This is a genomic window from Comamonas sp. BIGb0152 (genome assembly GCF_024809975.1).
Lineage (GTDB): Bacteria > Pseudomonadota > Gammaproteobacteria > Burkholderiales > Burkholderiaceae_C > Comamonas.
Map to the genome: position 1 here is coordinate 71,107 of NZ_JANUDY010000009.1, position 15,675 is coordinate 86,781.

Sequence of the window (15,675 nt, forward strand, 5' to 3'; positions counted from 1 at the left end):
GCTGTATGGAACAAAGACTGAGTGCCCCGATGACCGAACTTGCCGCAACGCCCATGCCGAACCGCTTTGCACAGTTCTATGCATTGACCAAACCCAAGGTGGTGCAGCTGATTGTGTTTTGCGCGCTGATCGGCATGGTGCTGGCCGTGCCCGGTGTGCCCACTGTGGCCGAGTTGCTGCGCATGCTGGTGGCTTGCGTGGGCATCTGGCTGGTGGCAGGCGCTGCCGCCGCCTTCAACTGCCTGGTAGAGCAGGGCATTGATGCGCGGATGAAGCGCACGGCCTGGCGCCCCACCGCGCGTGGCGAGCTGTCCAATCGGCAGACCCTGCTGTTCTCGGCCACCCTGTGCATCGCCGGCTCGGCCATCCTGATCGTCTGGATCAATGCCATCACCATGTGGCTGACCTTTGCGACCTTTGTGGGCTATGCCGTCATCTACACGGTGATCCTCAAGCCCCTGACGCCGCAGAACATCGTGATCGGCGGTGCATCGGGCGCCATGCCGCCGGTGCTGGGCTGGGCGGCGATGACGGGCGATGTGTCGCCCCAGGCGCTGCTGCTGTTTTTGATCATCTTCCTGTGGACGCCTCCGCATTTTTGGGCGCTGGCGCTGTACCGGGTCGAGGACTACCGCAAGTCCGGTCTGCCGATGCTGCCGGTCACCCATGGGAACTATTACACCCGCGTGCAGGTCTTGCTCTACACCGTGGTCTTGTTTGCCGCCGGCCTGCTGCCCTTCATCATCCAGATGAGCTCCTGGATTTATCTGGTCGCCGCCGTGGTGCTGGGTGCCGGGTTCTTTGGCTATGCCTTTGCGCTGTGGCGCAATTACTCCGATGCGCTGGCACGCAAGACTTTCCGTTTCTCGCTCATCTACCTCAGCTTGCTGTTTGTGGCGCTGCTGGTGGACCACTATGTGACCTGGTAACTCTGCAATGAACAAGCGCAATGCTCTTCGCTGGCTGGCCGGCTCGGCCGTACTGGCCTCGACGGCTGGGGTCCTGACGGCCTGCAAATCCAAGGCCGATTTCAACGCCATTGACCTGACGGGCAGCAAAGAATACGGGCAGGATTTCTCCATGCCCGACCAGCATGGCCAACGCCGCAGCATGGCTGATTTCAAAGGCAAGGTGGTGCTGGTGTTCTTTGGCTTTACCCAGTGCCCCGATGTCTGCCCCACCACCTTGGGCGACCTGGCTGCCGTCAAGCAAAAGCTCGGCGCCAAGGGTGACAAGCTGCAGGTTATCTTTGCCTCGGTCGATCCATCGCGCGACACGCCCGAGATTCTGCAAGCCTACCTGGCCAACTTTGACCCCAGCTTTCTGGCGCTGCGCGGCAGCGACGAGGAAACGGCCAAGATGGCCAAGGACTTCAAGGTGTACTACAAGCGGGTCGACGGCCAGACCCCCGGCAGCTACACCATGGACCATACCGCTGGCGACTATATCTTTGACCCGGAAGGCCGCCTGCGCTTGTACAGCCGCTATGGCACGCCCGTCGATACGCTCGCCAAAGATATCGAACAGCTGATCGACGGCGCATAAGCGCTTAGACGCTTAAACGCTTAAAAGCGCTGAGCAAGGGCTCCGCTCACATCGACCAGATACGCGGGCGTTGCGCCGGCAGCCCCAACAGGCTGCTGCGCCAGTGGCCCCACACCGTCTTCCACAGTTGCATCGCTGGCTCCACCACCGGTGCCAGACTGCGCAGCACCAGCATGTGCTCGTTGGGGGCAGTCACCCCCGCCATCACTTCCGCAGGGGCGGCTTCTAAAAGCATCTGCGTGCTCTCCAGCAGCGCCTCGCGTTGCGCACGGGGTATCGGGGAGCCGCAGGCATAAATCAGGCTGGCCATGCAGCGCTGGCCCGCCAGTCCCAATTGGCCATTGAGCAGCAGGTCGTCGTCCGCCTGGATGCGGCCACGCTCCAGAAAATGCCCCGGCCAGGCAATGTGCTGCGAAAACACCCCTTCGACAAAAGGCTGGCTGGCCAGCGGCAAGCCCAGCGCAGTGATATCCCAGGTCAGCAACTGCGCATCGGGCGCCAGCTCCATCTGCAGCTCGTTCGCGGCCACGCAGGCGTTGTAGGCAATGGCTTCCAGCGGCAGCCATTCCAGCCGGGCACCGGCCTGCAGTTGCAGGCGGGTGCGCTGCAAGGCCGGCTGGCCATTGGTTTTGTAGAAGCGTGTCGCTCCTGGCGTGGTGACCAGCGCATGGGCCCCCGCACCTACCTCGACCGAGATATCCAGCACATCGCCACCCACCAGCCCGCCCGGTGGGTGCACCAGCACGTTGTGGCAAATGCCAGCGCCTTCGGGGTAAAGACTTTTGAGAATGCGCAGTGGGCCATCGTGGCTGAACTGCACGGAGGTCTTGCCCGCCTGCAGGGCGTAGCGCAGGTCGAGTTGGGCATGCCAGCTCATGGCCGTCGCGCGCAGCGGCCATGGCGTGGACGGCAAGGCCCTGGGGCCGAGAGGGGGTGCAGTTGGAATCCGAAAGACATGCCAGGGCTCTGCAAGCCACGTGCCAGGTTCTGCACCGCTCTGGGTTGTGGCATGTACCGATTTGGTGCGCAGGGGCCGCTGATGCTGCGTTGTGGTGCCGATGGCGATATGCCGGCACAGAAAGCGTGCAGCGGGCGCTGGCCTGCTGTGGTTGGCATGTGCCTTGCTTTGCTCTCGGTATGGAACTGACACCTCGCGAAAAAGACAAGCTGCTGATCTTTACCGCCGCCCTGCTGGCCGAGCGGCGCCTGGCACGGGGGCTCAAGCTCAACTACCCCGAAGCGGTAGCGCTGATCAGCGCCTTTGTGATGGAGGGCGCACGCGATGGCCGTACCGTTGCCCAGCTGATGAGCGCTGGCCGCACAGTGCTGACCCGCGCCGATGTGATGGATGGCATTCCCGAAATGATTGCCGATATCCAGATCGAGGCCACCTTCCCCGATGGCACCAAGCTCGTCACCGTGCATGAGCCGATTGTCTGAACCCCCCAATTCTTCTCGCGCACCCCAAGACCATGACCTTCAAGAAATTTTCTGCCGCTTTGGCCACCGCCGCTGCGGCCTTGCCCCTGTCTGCGCTCGCCCATGTGGGCGGCGATGGCGGCGGCCACCATGGCTTTCTGAGCAGCTTTGGCCATGCCTTTGCCCACCCCTTTACCGGTGCCGACCACATGGCCGCGATGTTGGCGGTAGGCGCCTGGAGCGCGCTGACCGTAACGCCCGCCTGGCGCGCACCGGCCGCCTTTGTGGCCCTGCTGGTGGCCGGTGCGCTGGCCGGCTTTGCGGGGCTGTGGGTGCCGGGTGTGGAGCCGATGATTGCCGCATCGGTGCTGGTGCTGGGCCTGTTGGTGGCGGTGCAAAAGCAGATGCCCTGGGTGCTGGCCGCTGCGCTGGCGGGCGTGTTTGCGTTTTTCCATGGGGCAGCCCATGGGTTTGAACTGGCGGCGGATACCGGCTGGGCCTCCGTGGGTGCCTTGGCGGGCATGGCGCTGGGCTCGGCCTTGCTGCATGTGGGTGGCATGGTGCTGGGCAAGGCCCTGATGCAGCGCCACCGCTGGCTGGCCAAGCTGGCAGGCGGGGCCACAGCGGCGTTGGGCGCGGTCATGCTGACCCGCCTGGCCTGAAAAGGGGCACGCGATGATCCCCGGTGAACTGCTGCTGGACGACGGCGAACATGTACTGAACCCCGGGCGCCGCACCACCACCGTGGTGGTGCACAACGCCAGCGACCGGCCCATCCAGGTGGGCTCGCACTACCACTTTGCCGAGACCAATGCCGGCCTGAGCTTCGACCGCCAGGCAGCCCATGGCATGCGCCTGCATATCGCCAGCGGCATGGCCGTGCGCTTTGAGCCCGGCCAGCAGCGCACCGTGGAGCTGGTGGACATTGGCGGCGACCGGCAGATCTATGGCTTTCGCGGCCTGGTGCAAGGGGCGCTGGAATGAGGCCCGGCACGCTGTGCCAGCGTTCTAAGACAGGAAGGTTCTGATGGCAACGATGGACAGACGCGCATACGCAGAAACCTATGGGCCCACGGTGGGTGACCGCCTGCGCCTGGCCGATACCGCGCTGATCGTGGAGGTGGAGCAGGACTTCACCTTGCGGGCCGGTGGCTATGGCGAAGAAGTGAAGTTTGGCGGTGGCAAGACCATCCGCGACGGCATGGCGCAAAGCCAGCGCAGCAGCGCGCAAGGCGCGATGGACACGGTGTTGACCAATGCGCTGATCATCGACCACTGGGGCATCGTCAAGGCGGACATTGGCCTCAAGGCCGGCCGCATTGCCGCGATTGGCAAGGCCGGCAACCCCGATACCCAGCCGGGCGTGGACATCACCATTGGCCCGGGCACCGAGATCATCAGCTGCGAAGGAAACATCGTCACCGCCGGCGGCATCGACACGCACATCCATTTCATCGCCCCCCAGCAAATCGAAGAAGCGCTGACCAGCGGCGTGACCACGATGATTGGTGGCGGCACCGGCCCGGCCACCGGCACCTTTGCGACGACCTGCACGCCCGGCGCCTGGAACATGGAGCGCATGCTGCAGGCGGCCGATGCCTTCCCGATGAACCTGGGCTTTTTGGGCAAGGGCAATGCCAGCCTGCCGCTGGCTTTGCATGAGCAGATTGATGCCGGCGCGATTGGCCTCAAGCTGCACGAGGACTGGGGCAGCACGCCCGCCGCCATCGACAACTGCCTGGATGTGGCCGAGCTGACCGACACCCAGGTGGCGATCCATACCGATACGCTCAACGAGAGCGGCTTTGTCGAAGACACGGTGGCGGCATTCAAGGGCCGCACCATCCACACCTTCCACACCGAAGGCGCGGGCGGCGGCCATGCGCCCGATATTTTGAAGGTGGTGGGCGAGGCCAATGTGCTGCCCAGCTCCACCAACCCGACGCGGCCCTACACGATCAACACCTTGGACGAGCATGTAGACATGCTGATGGTCTGCCACCACCTCGATGCAGGCATTGCCGAGGACCTGGCCTTTGCTGAAAGCCGCATCCGCAAGGAAACCATTGCGGCCGAAGACATCCTGCACGACATCGGCGCAATCAGCATGTTCAGCTCCGACAGCCAGGCCATGGGCCGGGTGGGCGAGGTGGTTTTGCGCACCTGGCAGACGGCGCACAAGATGAAGCAGCAGCGCGGCCCCTTGCCCGGCGACAGCGAGCGGCATGACAACTTTCGCATCAAGCGCTATATCGCCAAATACACCATCAACCCCGCTATTGCCCACGGCATCAGCCATGAGGTGGGCAGCCTGGAGGTGGGCAAATGGGCCGATATCGTCATCTGGAAGCCGGCCTTCTTTGGCGTTAAACCGGCCTGCATCCTCAAGGGCGGCTTTATTGCGATGGCCGCCATGGGCGACCCCAATGCCTCAATCCCGACGCCGCAGCCGGTGCACTACCGCCCGATGTTTGGCGCCTTTGGCGGGGCGATTGCCAAGACCTCGCTGACCTTTGTCTCGCAAGCGGGGCTGGCAGCGGGCATTGGCCAGCGCTTTGGCCTGGCCAAGACCTTGTCCGCCGTCAAAGGCATACGCGGCCTGCAAAAGCGGCATATGGTGCACAACGATCTGGCCCCGCGCATGGAGGTGGATGCCCAGACCTATGCGGTGCGCGCCGATGGCCAGCTGCTGACCTGCGAGCCAGCCAGCAGCCTGCCGATGGCCCAGCGTTATTTTCTGTTTTGAACCCGGATTGCGAAGTGGCAATGACATTGATTTTCAAGCGTGACCCCGTCACCGACGCGCGCGTGCTGGCCTTTTTGGAAGCGCACCTGAGCGACATGCGCCGCGTGTCGCCACCCGAGAGTGTGCATGCGCTCGACCCCGCGCAGCTGCGTGCGCCAGGCCTGCACCTGTGGACCGGCTGGACGGCTGGGCAGGAGCCGCACAACCTGGTGGCGACCTGCGCACTCAAGGTGCTGGATGCTGGCCATCTGGAGCTCAAATCGATGCGGGTGGATGCTGCCCACCGTGGCTCGGGTGCGGCCCAGCAGGTGCTGGACTATGTGCTGGGCCAGGCGAGGGCGATGGGCACTTCGCGCATCAGCCTGGAGACGGGTACCCAGGCCTTTTTTGCACCGGCACGCCGCTTTTACGAGCGCAATGGTTTTGTGCCTTGCCCGCCTTTTGGCAGCTACCAGCCTGATCCGCACAGCTGCTTCATGCGCTTGGAACTGGCTTAAGCGCTATGGCCATGCTGCAAATCTCCAAATGTTTGCCCGGCGGCCAAGACTTGGCACCGGCCCTGCGCAAGCGCGCGACGTCTGTCGAGCTGGACTGGGATGTGCGCCAGAAATCGCGCTTCTCCGCCACCGACAGCAGCGGCCGTGCGCTGGCGATTTTTCTGCCACGCGGCCAGGCCGTGCGCGGTGGCGATGTGCTGGTGGCCGAGGACGGCTCGCTGATCCTCGTGCGGGCTGCGCCGCAGAAAGTGCTGCACATCAGCGCTTGCGCGCAGCACGGTTCGGCCTTTGATTTGATGCGCGCGGCCTACCACCTGGGCAACCGCCATGTGCCGATCGAGCTGCAGCCAGACCACCTCAAGATCGAGCCCGACCATGTGCTGGCCGACATGCTGCGCAGCATGCACATGACCGTGGTCGAAGCCGAGCTGCCCTTTGAGCCCGAAGGCGGCGCCTATGGCGGCCATGTCACCAACGATGGCCACAGCCACCATGGTCATGGGCACAGCCATGACCACGGGCATGACCACGCCCATCCGCACCACCACGGATGAGCACCCAGCCCCTCAGTCTGTCGCCCGCCAGCTTTTTGCAGCTGATGTGGTTGGCCTCGCCTGCCTTGCCGATCGGTGGTTTCTCCTACTCGGAAGGCTTGGAAGCGGGTGTGAATGCCGCGTTGGTAGGTAACGAGGCGCAGGCGGCAGACTGGATTGCCGAGCAGCTGCAGCTGAGCCAGGCCCGAGGCGATATGGCGGTGCTGGCCCAGGCCATGTCGGCCTGGCACAGCGATGACCGCGCGCGCCTGGTAGCGCTCAACGCCTGGGTGCTGCAGACGCGCGAGAGCAGCGAGCTGCGCCTGCAGGCCGAGCAAATGGGACGCTCGCTGGTGGCCTGGTTGCACAACCGCCATGCCGACGATGCCGAGGCGCTGGCCCTGGTGAACTGGCTGGCAGCCCAGGATGCGAGCTACCCGCTGGCCTTTGCGCTGGCTGCGCACCTGGCGCGGGCGGGCGCGCGCGATGCGTTGCTGGCCTATGCCTTTGGCTGGGCCGAGAACATGGTGCAGGCCGCGATCAAATCGGTGCCGCTGGGCCAGAACGCCGGCCAGCGCATTTTGGCGCGGCTGGCGCAGGCGATACCGGGCGCGGCTGACCATGCGCTGGCGCTGCACGACGACCAGCGCCAGGCTTTTTCTCCGATGCTGGCCATTCTTTCGGCCCGGCATGAACACCAATATTCACGGCTTTTTCGATCATGAGCACTGCACTGCACCACATCCCCCACCGCAGCAAAAAGCTGCCCCCTTTGCGCGTGGGTATTGGCGGGCCCGTGGGCTCGGGCAAGACCACCATCTTGGAGATGCTGTGCAAGGCCATGCGCGACAAATGGGACCTGATCGCCATCACCAACGACATCTACACCAAGGAAGACCAGCGCCTGCTGACCGTCAGCGGCGCGCTGCCGGCCGAGCGCATCATGGGGGTGGAGACGGGCGGCTGCCCGCACACCGCTATCCGCGAGGATGCCTCCATCAACCTCGAAGCGATTGACCGCATGCTGGCCCAGTTTCCCGATGCCGATATCGTCTTTATCGAGTCGGGCGGTGACAACCTGGCCGCCACCTTCAGCCCCGAGCTGTCGGACCTGACCATCTATGTGATCGATGTGGCAGCCGGCGAGAAGATTCCGCGCAAGGGCGGCCCGGGCATCACCAAGAGTGATCTGTTTGTGATCAACAAGACCGATCTGGCGCCCTATGTCGGCGCCAACCTGGAGGTGATGCGCAGCGACACCGAGCGCATGCGCAGCAGCCCCAAGGGAATCAAGCCCTTTGTGATGACGAATCTCAAAACGCTGGACGGCCTGGACGAGGTGGTGGCCTTTATCGAAAAGCAGGGCCTGCTGCTGGGCTGAGTGCTGGCGGCGCGAAGCGCTATGCGGGTGGCGTATTCAGGCTGAATGCGGTGTCCGGGTGCTGGCGGCCCTGCTGGCTGATCCAGTCCAGCCAGTCCTGCGCGCTGATCTGCGCCCGGCCTTGCAGTGCCGGAGGCAGGGCCTCGTACACCAGCACATCGAACGGCTGCTGGCCGCCGCCGGTCAGGGCCAGCTCCAGGGTCAGCACCCGTTTGCCGTACTCGCCGATGTCCTGGGGCCAAATGCCTTCGATGCCGTCCATGGCCTGCTCCAGCGCATCGTTCAAGGGGTAGACCTCGGCCAGCACCTGGCCGCTGCCCTGCAATTGCAGGCCCGGGTACCAGCCCAGGTCATAGAGGGTGCCGGTCAGCAAGGTACGGCCCAGGCAGACGATGCCCGGCTGCAGCCGGGCAATGTCGTTCACGCCCCCGGCGCGCAAGGTGCCATACACGGCGACATGGCTTGCGCCGCAAGGCTGCCAGGGCGGTTGGGTGCAGGGGTGTTCCGGCGGCGGAGTGGGCATGGAGCGCTTTGGTAGATAAGGGGCTAGCTGGCCTGGGCCGGCCGGCCCGCCGCTTGCCGGGTCTTGGCGATCTCGCGGCTGGGCAGCGGGGTCTCGCCGGTGGCCATGCGCATCAGCAGGCAGTGCAGCATCTCGGTGGACAGGCCATGCAGCACCAGGCGGTGGCCAGCGCGCAAGGTGGACAGGGGCACCAGCGGGTGCTTGTTGTTGAGCATCACCAGATGCTCGGGCGAGGACAGGATCTTGGCCGCATAGATGGCGACGGTCTCATCGAGCTGCAGCGAATTGCTGGCGCGCCAGAAATCATTGTCGGTCAGCAGCAGCTGGTAGACGGGGGTGTAGACCTCGATGGCACTTTGCAGGTCAAGAATGTTGAGCCGGCCATGCGGCATCGCAGCCAGCTGTAGCGGCGGGTCACACAGCATGCCAAAGTCGGGCTCGGCCACCGGGCCCATGTGCTGGCCGTGGCTGCGCAAGGTGGTGTTGAGTCGGATGACAAAGTTGAACAGGTTCAGGTCGTGTTTCAAGAACAGCTCGTCCTTGATGTCATCGATCTGCATCGGTGCCAGCGGCTTCGTGGGCACGGGGGTGGGTGCATTGGCGCCGATAAAGCTCAGGATCTGCGAGCCCAGGTGGAAGTGCCGCATGATCAACCAGTTGGCCTCGGGTGAGACAAAGCGGTTCATGCTGAAGGCCAGCGTGCGGTGCAGCAGCTTGGAGTGCGCCCAGCGCTTGGGCAGCAGCACCTTGAGGATCTGGATCAAGATGATGCTGATGCGCGCCAGCGGGCGCACAAAGGGCAGCAGAAACTGGCGCGAGCGGCTGCTGGAATCCTTGAGCCAGGCGGCTTTGACATGGTCAGGCAGGGGTGTGCTGTCGTCCAGATAAAGCGCCAACCAGGGGTTGGGGTCGCGCTCGTCGTGGGGGATGTCGCGGAAATCGGTCATCGCGCGCTCTCCGTGGCCGTGGCATCCAGAATGTGCCGGAACTGCATCAGGTAGAGCGCTGCGGTATGGCGTGCGGTGGCCGCAATGGCAGCGGCTGCTTTGCCCGTCTCATCCAGCGCCATCACCATCTGCACGGCCAGCAGCCAGCGCTCCAGGTGGTCTTCGTCATTGGCGCCGTGGTATTCCAGAAAACGAAAGCACTCTGGGCCCAGCGCCAAGTGCTGGCGCAGCAGCGGCAGCAGGCTGGGCACAATGCGCTGGCCCGTGCCTTCGATGATGTAGATGGCGCCCAAGAGACCGATGGGGTTGGGGGTGGCTGCCAGGCTGTGCAGGTAGCTGTTGAGCGCTTCGCCGCCGGGGTTGCGGCGCAGCTGGTTGATATCGGTCTCGGTGCCACCAGCGTTCAAGTAGTCCTGGTGCAGGATCTTGAAGTCGTTCTGCTCCTCGCTGGCATGCACGCCCATCAACGCGGCCAGCTCGGCATAGGCCCCTGTGAGCGAAGCGGCACCTTCGCGCATCCAGAGGCTGCCTTCGCGCACCTGGGGCACCCACTGGCTCATCCAGCGCACATAGTCGGCCTGCTGTAGTTGGCCGCTGTGGATGCGGTGGACCAGCGGCGTGCGCCAGACCTGGGAGCGGTAGTCGTGCCAGATGCTGGCCAGCTCGGTCAGCAAGGGGGCCAGGCCCGTGGGGGCGGCGGCCGGGTCATGCGGCGGGGCAATCAGCGCGCTTTCAGGGGCCGCTGTGGCCTGGGGGGCGCGTTGGGCTGGGGCTGCGGCGCTGCGGGTGGTCGCCTGCGCAGCGGGTGTGGAGGGCTCCACCTCCAGCAGCATGTAGCCGGCAGTAAAGCGGCCGGACTCGGGCACAAAGCACAGCATCGTGTCGCCGGGTTTCAAGCGTTCGTGTTCGGTCTGCAGGTACTCGGCAAGCATCACAAATATCGAGGCGGCACCGGTATTGCCGCGCCAGGCCAGGTTGCTCCACCAGCGCTCGCGCGGAATCGACAGCTGCGCCTTGTTCAGCAGTTCATCCACCACGGGGATGAACTTCTCTGACGAGTAGTGGCACAGAAAGTGGTCAATGCCGCGCGCGGGCAGCCAGCCCTGGTGGGCGATGCGGGCGTACTCGTGGATGCAGACATCAAACAGGTGGGGCAGCAAGCGGATGTCCTGGCGCAAGGACAGCGCGCCAGCGGCCTCGGCCTCGGCCCAGGAGGGGAAATCCAAATGGCTGCGCTGGCGGTCATGCGTCAGCCCCAGCTGCATGCACACGGGGTAGTCGCCGGCAAAGCTGCGTTGGTGGGTCCAGCGCAGTTTCAGGCGCAGGTCGGGGCGTTGGGGCAGCGCGGCGCCTTGGCCCAGCAGCACGGCGCCGGCGCCATCGCTGAGCATCCAGCGCAAAAAGTGCGCGTCAAAATCGGTGTTGTAGCCCTGGCTCGCGTAGCGCGAGCGTTTGAAGAGCCTGGACGGCATCTCGCTGGCCACGGCCAGCGCATGGGCATGCGTGCCGTGCTCCACCGCCAGCGCCGCGCTTTGCAGCGCGCCCACGCTGGCCGCGCAGACGCCATGCACGCTGAGCAGCTCCATCGGCGGGGCGGCCATCTCGCCCTGGATCATGCTGGCAAAGCCGGGCATCAGCGCATCGCCGCCTGAGGAGCCACTGGCCAGAAAGCCGATATCAGCGATGGGGCGCGCAGCCTGCGCCAGCGCGGCCTCGATGGCGCCTTTTGCCATCTGGGCATTGCTGTAGGTGGTGCTGCCATCCGGGGCGATGGCGTAGTGGCGCTGCTGGATGCCGTTCTCCGCCAGGATGCGGCGCTTGAGGCGCTCGGACAGCCGGTTGAGCGGCGCCACATAGGCATCCATGCCATCGTTGGCAATGGGGGCGCCGGGCATGAAGTGACCGGCGGATTCGATATAGACCTGCGAGTAAGCGACTGGCATAGATGACTACTTTTTCTCCATAGGCGGCATCAGCGACCGGCTGCGTGCCGATCGGCGCACCAGCCCTCCAACAAAGACCCGTGCCATATAGGGCAACAGGCCCCCCTCATTGAGCCCCGGGTGGACCCGGTGTCGGTATACCTGGGCATGCAACTGTGTCAACGCGGACCAGTGGGCATGCGGGCACTCATGGTGGGCGGTGTGCAGGCCGATATTAAAGAGCAAGGGGTTGACCATGCCTTCAAAATTGCGCGCGTAGTTCAGCATGCCACCATCGGTATCGTTTTTTGGCTTGGGTGGCTTGCGGCCATCGGCATGGGCATGTTGCAGGTAGTTGGTGGCCAGCAGCCAGTGCAGGCCATGGAGCTGCGGCAGGATGACAAAGACCAGGGCCTTTTTCCAATCCAGCGCCAGCAGCCCCGCCCAGGTGCCCAGCCACAGCGCGTACTGGCCCATGCAGTAGCGAAAGGCGCCCGGGCTGCGCTGGCGCAGGCCCGCCAGCCAGCGGATGAACAGCGGGTACAGCACCCAGGCGGCCTGCAGCGGATGCAGCAGGTAGCCCCCGAGGTGGTTGCTGTCGCCGCCAAAGCGGTAGGTGCGGGCGATGTCCTGCTCGCCGTGTTTGTAACGGTGGTGGTTGCCCACATGGGCGGGCCAGAACACAAAGGTGGGGTGGCCCTGCAGGAGGGTCAAAGCGTAGTCGGTGGCGCGGTTGGCCCAGCGGCTGTGCGGCCCCGTCCACATGCGCAGATGGGTGTGGTTGTGGTGGATGACGCCGATGCCCAGGGTCAGGAACAGGCCCACGAGGTACAGCCACCAGACCAGGCCATGCTGCCACTGCCACGCGGCGATCAAGGGCAGGGCCAGCATGTACAGCAGCGACTGCCAATCGCGCCAATGGCGCAGCCGGGGCCACTTACGGGAGGCAGTAGGAGGCGGTGGCGGGCTGTCGTCGCGGGTCATGCCAAAGCGGTCAGGCAGCGGGGCGACCGGGCGCAGGGCGCGGCGGCAGTGGGTCTGCTTCGCTGCGCATCAGGCGGTCCATAAAGGCCAGCGCAAAGCCGTAGTTGCCTGCGGGCCGCGCATGGTGCAGGTGGTGGCGGCGGCTGGCGGCCAGCGGGTGGCGGGGCCCTACGCGCGGGAAGAAGTCGTAATTGGCATGGCCCACCGCATTGAGGAACAGGCTGAACACCGGCACCGAAGCCAGTGACCAGAAGGCAAAGTCATGCAGCAGCATGGGCAGCAGGATGACATTGCCCAGCATCATCGCCTCGATGGGGTGAAAGCTGTAGGTCGACCAGGGGGTGACCACGACCGAGCGGTGGTGGTCGCCATGGAAGCGCTTGAACCAGCGCGTGTGCAGCAGGCGGTGGTTGATCCAGAAATGCACATCGTTCCAGATCAACAGCACCCAGATCTCGATGGCAATTTGCCAGCCGCTGGGTGCCACGGCGAAATGCGCCCAGCCCAGTTGCACAAAGCCCCAGGGCACGACCATGCCCAGGCCAAACACGAGGATGGAATGGAAGGACTGGCGCCACTCGCGCCGCAACTGGTCGGGCTTGAGCGGCCGGGTATCGAGCACCCGGCCGATGCCGCGCCGCTGCAAAAAGCCGGTGAGGGCGGTCATGCCGAGGCCACCTGCCACATACAGCGCACTGAAAAACACCAGGCCCCAAGCCATCACCTGCCAGGCGCTGAGATCGGAGAAGACTTGGGCGGCGGTCATTGTGCGCGGATGTTTTGCTCTTGGATGATGGCGCCCAGCGCTTTCACATCGGCATCAATGCGGTTTTTCAGGCCTTCGGGCGAGCTGCCCACGGCTTGCCAGCCTTGCAAGGCCAGCTTCTGGCGCATCTCGGGGCTGCGCACAATTTCGCCTACGGCGAGGGCCAGCTTCTCGACATGGGCCTTGGGCATGGCCTTGGGGGCGGCCACGGCGTTCCAGATTTCCATGTCGTAGTTGGCAATGCCCAGCTCCTTGAGGCTGGGCAAGCCCGGCGCCAGTGGGCTGCGGGCGGCCGAGGTCACCCCGATGCCGCGCAGCTTGCCGGCCTGGATCTGGTTCATCGCCAGCGCCGGGGGCAGCATGGACAGCTGCAGATCGCCACCCTGGATGCCGTTGAACACCTGGGGGTAGCCGGGGTAGGGGATGTGTTCGGGCTTGATCTTGGCGCGGCTCTTGAGCAGTTCCATGCCCAGGTGGCCGATGGTGCCCACGCCGGGCGAGCCATAGCTCCAGCTGCTGCCCGCCTGGGTGGCGGCCTCAAAGAAGGCCTTGCCTTCAGGGGCTTTGGCGGGCGCGACGAGCACCAGCGGGGCTACGCCAATCAGGCCGACGGGCTGCAGGTCGGTCAGCGGGTTGTAGCGGATGGCCGGGTTGAGCATCTGGGCAATCGTCATATTGCCGTTGATCATCACGCTGAAGGTATAGCCATCGGTGGCGCGTGCCACGTACTCGGCGGCGATATTGCCACCGGCGCCTACTTTGTTTTCAACGATGATGGGCTGGCCCAGGGCTTTTTCCAGCGGTTCGGCCAGCGCGCGGGCCGTCAGGTCAGGCGACGAGCCCGCCGGAAAGCCCACGATCAGGTGCAGGGGTTTGCTGGGCCAATTGTCCGCAGCCAGAGTGCTGGTAGTGGCCAATGCGACCAGGGTGGCCACCATCAGGCGGCGAGGCAATTGAAGTGTCATAGGAGCTCCAGTTTCGCATGAACAGTGGCGGGAGGGTTCGTAATGCAATCGCCAAGTTTCATACAGGCCATAAAAAAACGCACAAGCCCGAAGGACTGTGCGTTTTTTATTGTATTTAATATAAATTAAATATCAATCTCTCATTTTGATTAATTATTTTCTATTTAGGCATATTCGGCCAAGGCCTTGCGCATTTTCTTCATCGCGGCCGATTCGATCTGGCGAATCCGCTCGGCGCTGACGCCATAGACGGCCGCCAGGTCGTGCAGGGTCATGCCGCCCGAACCATCGTCGTTCACCTTGAGCCAGCGCTCTTCCACAATGTGGCGGCTGCGCTCGTCCAGGGTGGCCAGCGCTTCCTGGATACCGTCGGTAGCCAGGTAGTCGCGCTGGCGCGATTCGATCATCGCGGTTGGTTCGTGCGAGGCATCGGCCAGGTAGGCAATCGGGCCATAGGCCTGCTCGCCGTCGTCGGAGGGGCTGGGGTCGAGCAAGATATCGCCGCCGGACAAACGGGTTTCCATCTCGATCACGTCTTCGCGCTTGACATTCAGGTGCGCGGCCATGGCGTCGATTTCGCTCTCGGTCAGCGTTTCGCGGTGCATGGTCCCGTCTTCCATGCCAGCGTCGGCCTTGAAGCCCTGCTTCATCGAGCGCAGGTTGAAGAACAGCTTGCGCTGGCTCTTGGTGGTCGCCACCTTGACCATGCGCCAGTTCTTCAGGATGTATTCGTGGATCTCGGCCTTGATCCAGTGCATGGCGTAGCTGACCAGGCGCACGCCCTGGTCCGGGTCAAAGCGCTTGACGGCCTTCATCAGGCCGACATTGCCTTCCTGGATCAGATCGCCGTGTGGCAGGCCGTAGCCCATGTACTGGCGCGCAATGGACACCACCAGGCGCAAGTGCGACAGCACCAAGCGGCCAGCGGCTTCGACATCGCCGTTTTCCTTGAGTTTTTTGGCGTATCCCAGCTCTTCCTCGGGGGTGAGCATGGGGATGCGGTTGGCCGCAGTGATGTACGCGTCCAGATTGCCCAGGGGTGGTACCAACGACCATGGGTTTGCAGGAGCCAATGCGGTAGAAATGGTGGCGGCTCCAGAATGAGTTGTCACGCTAGAAGTCCTTTCGTCTATGCGATACATAGTAACACCGGTAGGAGTCCCTTGAGGCTGTGGGAGTTCCCTCCAGCCGGTGCGGTATTTGCCGGTTTAAGATTCGGCTAAGAAACCGCATAATCGTTACCAGTAAAGAAAAGAATGCTCCTATTTTTGATAGTCTTCAAGTTTCTTTACGGTGCCGATGGCGGCGCGGCAAGCGGCTGTCTGACATCCGATTCCGCGTGATGGGCGGTTGGAGGCGGTGGCCTGTGGATAAGTTCCACACCGGCCCCGAAAAACATGGATAAATTACCAGTGTTGGGCCGCGCTGGATGCGGCTATTAAACTGC

At 64.0% G+C, this 15,675-nt stretch carries 18 protein-coding genes; 10 read left to right on the plus strand and 8 right to left on the minus strand.

The annotated features are described in order from the left end of the window. Positions 1–29 precede the first annotated feature (29 nt). Both cyoE and M2375_RS17070 read left to right on the plus strand, forming a co-directional pair. Complete coding sequence (gene cyoE, locus M2375_RS17065; protein ID WP_404979342.1) at positions 30–929, plus strand: heme o synthase; 900 nt, start codon at positions 30–32, stop codon at positions 927–929. A 7-nt stretch (positions 930–936) separates the two neighbouring features. Further along, positions 937–1,545, plus strand: coding sequence for an SCO family protein (locus M2375_RS17070; RefSeq protein ID WP_259169078.1), 609 nt, complete (start codon positions 937–939; stop codon positions 1,543–1,545). A gap of 46 nt (positions 1,546–1,591) precedes the next feature. Here the strand turns inward: M2375_RS17070 and M2375_RS17075 are convergent, their stop codons facing one another. Next, the gene (locus M2375_RS17075; RefSeq protein WP_259169079.1) at positions 1,592–2,422 is read right to left on the minus strand and encodes an urease accessory protein UreD; all 831 of its coding nucleotides are present in this window, start codon (positions 2,420–2,422) and stop codon (positions 1,592–1,594) included. A gap of 260 nt (positions 2,423–2,682) precedes the next feature. Between M2375_RS17075 and M2375_RS17080 the strand changes: the two genes are divergently transcribed. The 8 genes from M2375_RS17080 to ureG are packed head-to-tail and all read left to right on the plus strand — an operon-like array spanning position 2,683 to position 8,121. Then, positions 2,683–2,985: an urease subunit gamma gene (locus M2375_RS17080; protein WP_259169080.1), complete on the plus strand. Its 303-nt coding sequence runs from the start codon at positions 2,683–2,685 to the stop codon at positions 2,983–2,985. 32 nt (positions 2,986–3,017) lie between these two features. Next, a complete protein-coding gene (locus M2375_RS17085) occupies positions 3,018–3,626 on the plus strand; it encodes a HupE/UreJ family protein (protein WP_259169081.1) in 609 nt (202 codons plus the stop codon). A gap of 13 nt (positions 3,627–3,639) precedes the next feature. After that, a complete protein-coding gene (locus tag M2375_RS17090; protein WP_259169082.1) occupies positions 3,640–3,948 on the plus strand; it encodes an urease subunit beta in 309 nt (102 codons plus the stop codon). A 43-nt stretch (positions 3,949–3,991) separates the two neighbouring features. Continuing rightward, positions 3,992–5,710, plus strand: a complete 1,719-nt coding sequence (gene ureC / locus M2375_RS17095; RefSeq protein ID WP_259169083.1) for an urease subunit alpha — start codon at positions 3,992–3,994, stop codon at positions 5,708–5,710. A 20-nt stretch (positions 5,711–5,730) separates the two neighbouring features. After that, entirely contained in the window at positions 5,731–6,207 is a 477-nt protein-coding gene (locus tag M2375_RS17100; protein WP_259169084.1) for a GNAT family N-acetyltransferase, read from the plus strand. A gap of 11 nt (positions 6,208–6,218) precedes the next feature. Beyond that, positions 6,219–6,761 carry an urease accessory protein UreE gene (ureE, locus tag M2375_RS17105; RefSeq protein WP_404979343.1) on the plus strand — a complete coding sequence of 181 codons (543 nt, stop codon included), beginning with the start codon at positions 6,219–6,221 and terminating at the stop codon, positions 6,759–6,761. After that, entirely contained in the window at positions 6,758–7,465 is a 708-nt protein-coding gene (locus M2375_RS17110; protein WP_259169085.1) for an urease accessory protein UreF, read from the plus strand. The genes ureE and M2375_RS17110 overlap by 4 nt, the downstream gene beginning before the upstream one ends. Then, positions 7,462–8,121: an urease accessory protein UreG gene (gene ureG / locus M2375_RS17115; RefSeq protein WP_259169086.1), complete on the plus strand. Its 660-nt coding sequence runs from the start codon at positions 7,462–7,464 to the stop codon at positions 8,119–8,121. The genes M2375_RS17110 and ureG overlap by 4 nt, the downstream gene beginning before the upstream one ends. A 19-nt stretch (positions 8,122–8,140) precedes the next feature. On the opposite strand, the gene M2375_RS17120 is transcribed toward ureG, so the two are convergent. The 7 genes from M2375_RS17120 to rpoH all read right to left on the minus strand — a co-directional run bounded on the left by M2375_RS17120 (position 8,141) and on the right by rpoH (position 15,370). Next, the gene (locus tag M2375_RS17120) at positions 8,141–8,644 is read right to left on the minus strand and encodes a gamma-glutamylcyclotransferase (protein ID WP_259169087.1); all 504 of its coding nucleotides are present in this window, start codon (positions 8,642–8,644) and stop codon (positions 8,141–8,143) included. Between the two features lie 23 nt (positions 8,645–8,667). Then, positions 8,668–9,591, minus strand: coding sequence for a DUF6999 family protein (locus tag M2375_RS17125; RefSeq protein ID WP_259169088.1), 924 nt, complete (start codon positions 9,589–9,591; stop codon positions 8,668–8,670). Then, the gene (locus M2375_RS17130) at positions 9,588–11,534 is read right to left on the minus strand and encodes an iron-containing redox enzyme family protein (RefSeq protein WP_259169089.1); all 1,947 of its coding nucleotides are present in this window, start codon (positions 11,532–11,534) and stop codon (positions 9,588–9,590) included. Before M2375_RS17130 ends, M2375_RS17125 begins: the two co-directional genes overlap by 4 nt. Before the next feature lie 6 nt (positions 11,535–11,540). Next, a complete protein-coding gene (locus M2375_RS17135; protein ID WP_259169090.1) occupies positions 11,541–12,497 on the minus strand; it encodes a fatty acid desaturase in 957 nt (318 codons plus the stop codon). A gap of 10 nt (positions 12,498–12,507) precedes the next feature. Continuing rightward, positions 12,508–13,263 (minus strand): sterol desaturase family protein, encoded by a 756-nt coding sequence (locus M2375_RS17140; RefSeq protein ID WP_259169091.1) that lies wholly within the window; start codon positions 13,261–13,263, stop codon positions 12,508–12,510. Then, positions 13,260–14,201 carry a tripartite tricarboxylate transporter substrate binding protein gene (locus tag M2375_RS17145; protein ID WP_259169268.1) on the minus strand — a complete coding sequence of 314 codons (942 nt, stop codon included), beginning with the start codon at positions 14,199–14,201 and terminating at the stop codon, positions 13,260–13,262. The genes M2375_RS17140 and M2375_RS17145 overlap by 4 nt, the downstream gene beginning before the upstream one ends. 191 nt (positions 14,202–14,392) lie before the next feature. Further along, positions 14,393–15,370: an RNA polymerase sigma factor RpoH gene (gene rpoH / locus M2375_RS17150; protein WP_404979344.1), complete on the minus strand. Its 978-nt coding sequence runs from the start codon at positions 15,368–15,370 to the stop codon at positions 14,393–14,395. Positions 15,371–15,675: the final 305 nt, after the last annotated feature.

Coding starts and splice junctions, on each gene's coding strand:
- cyoE (WP_404979342.1), top strand. CDS start 30: ATGACCGAACTTGCCGCAACGCCCATGCCGAACCGCTTTGCACAGTTC.
- M2375_RS17070 (WP_259169078.1), top strand. CDS start 937: ATGAACAAGCGCAATGCTCTTCGCTGGCTGGCCGGCTCGGCCGTACTG.
- M2375_RS17075 (WP_259169079.1), bottom strand. CDS start 2,422: ATGAGCTGGCATGCCCAACTCGACCTGCGCTACGCCCTGCAGGCGGGC.
- M2375_RS17080 (WP_259169080.1), top strand. CDS start 2,683: ATGGAACTGACACCTCGCGAAAAAGACAAGCTGCTGATCTTTACCGCC.
- M2375_RS17085 (WP_259169081.1), top strand. CDS start 3,018: ATGACCTTCAAGAAATTTTCTGCCGCTTTGGCCACCGCCGCTGCGGCC.
- M2375_RS17090 (WP_259169082.1), top strand. CDS start 3,640: ATGATCCCCGGTGAACTGCTGCTGGACGACGGCGAACATGTACTGAAC.
- ureC (WP_259169083.1), top strand. CDS start 3,992: ATGGCAACGATGGACAGACGCGCATACGCAGAAACCTATGGGCCCACG.
- M2375_RS17100 (WP_259169084.1), top strand. CDS start 5,731: ATGACATTGATTTTCAAGCGTGACCCCGTCACCGACGCGCGCGTGCTG.
- ureE (WP_404979343.1), top strand. CDS start 6,219: ATGCTGCAAATCTCCAAATGTTTGCCCGGCGGCCAAGACTTGGCACCG.
- M2375_RS17110 (WP_259169085.1), top strand. CDS start 6,758: ATGAGCACCCAGCCCCTCAGTCTGTCGCCCGCCAGCTTTTTGCAGCTG.
- ureG (WP_259169086.1), top strand. CDS start 7,462: ATGAGCACTGCACTGCACCACATCCCCCACCGCAGCAAAAAGCTGCCC.
- M2375_RS17120 (WP_259169087.1), bottom strand. CDS start 8,644: ATGCCCACTCCGCCGCCGGAACACCCCTGCACCCAACCGCCCTGGCAG.
- M2375_RS17125 (WP_259169088.1), bottom strand. CDS start 9,591: ATGACCGATTTCCGCGACATCCCCCACGACGAGCGCGACCCCAACCCC.
- M2375_RS17130 (WP_259169089.1), bottom strand. CDS start 11,534: ATGCCAGTCGCTTACTCGCAGGTCTATATCGAATCCGCCGGTCACTTC.
- M2375_RS17135 (WP_259169090.1), bottom strand. CDS start 12,497: ATGACCCGCGACGACAGCCCGCCACCGCCTCCTACTGCCTCCCGTAAG.
- M2375_RS17140 (WP_259169091.1), bottom strand. CDS start 13,263: ATGACCGCCGCCCAAGTCTTCTCCGATCTCAGCGCCTGGCAGGTGATG.
- M2375_RS17145 (WP_259169268.1), bottom strand. CDS start 14,201: ATGGTGGCCACCCTGGTCGCATTGGCCACTACCAGCACTCTGGCTGCG.
- rpoH (WP_404979344.1), bottom strand. CDS start 15,370: ATGTATCGCATAGACGAAAGGACTTCTAGCGTGACAACTCATTCTGGA.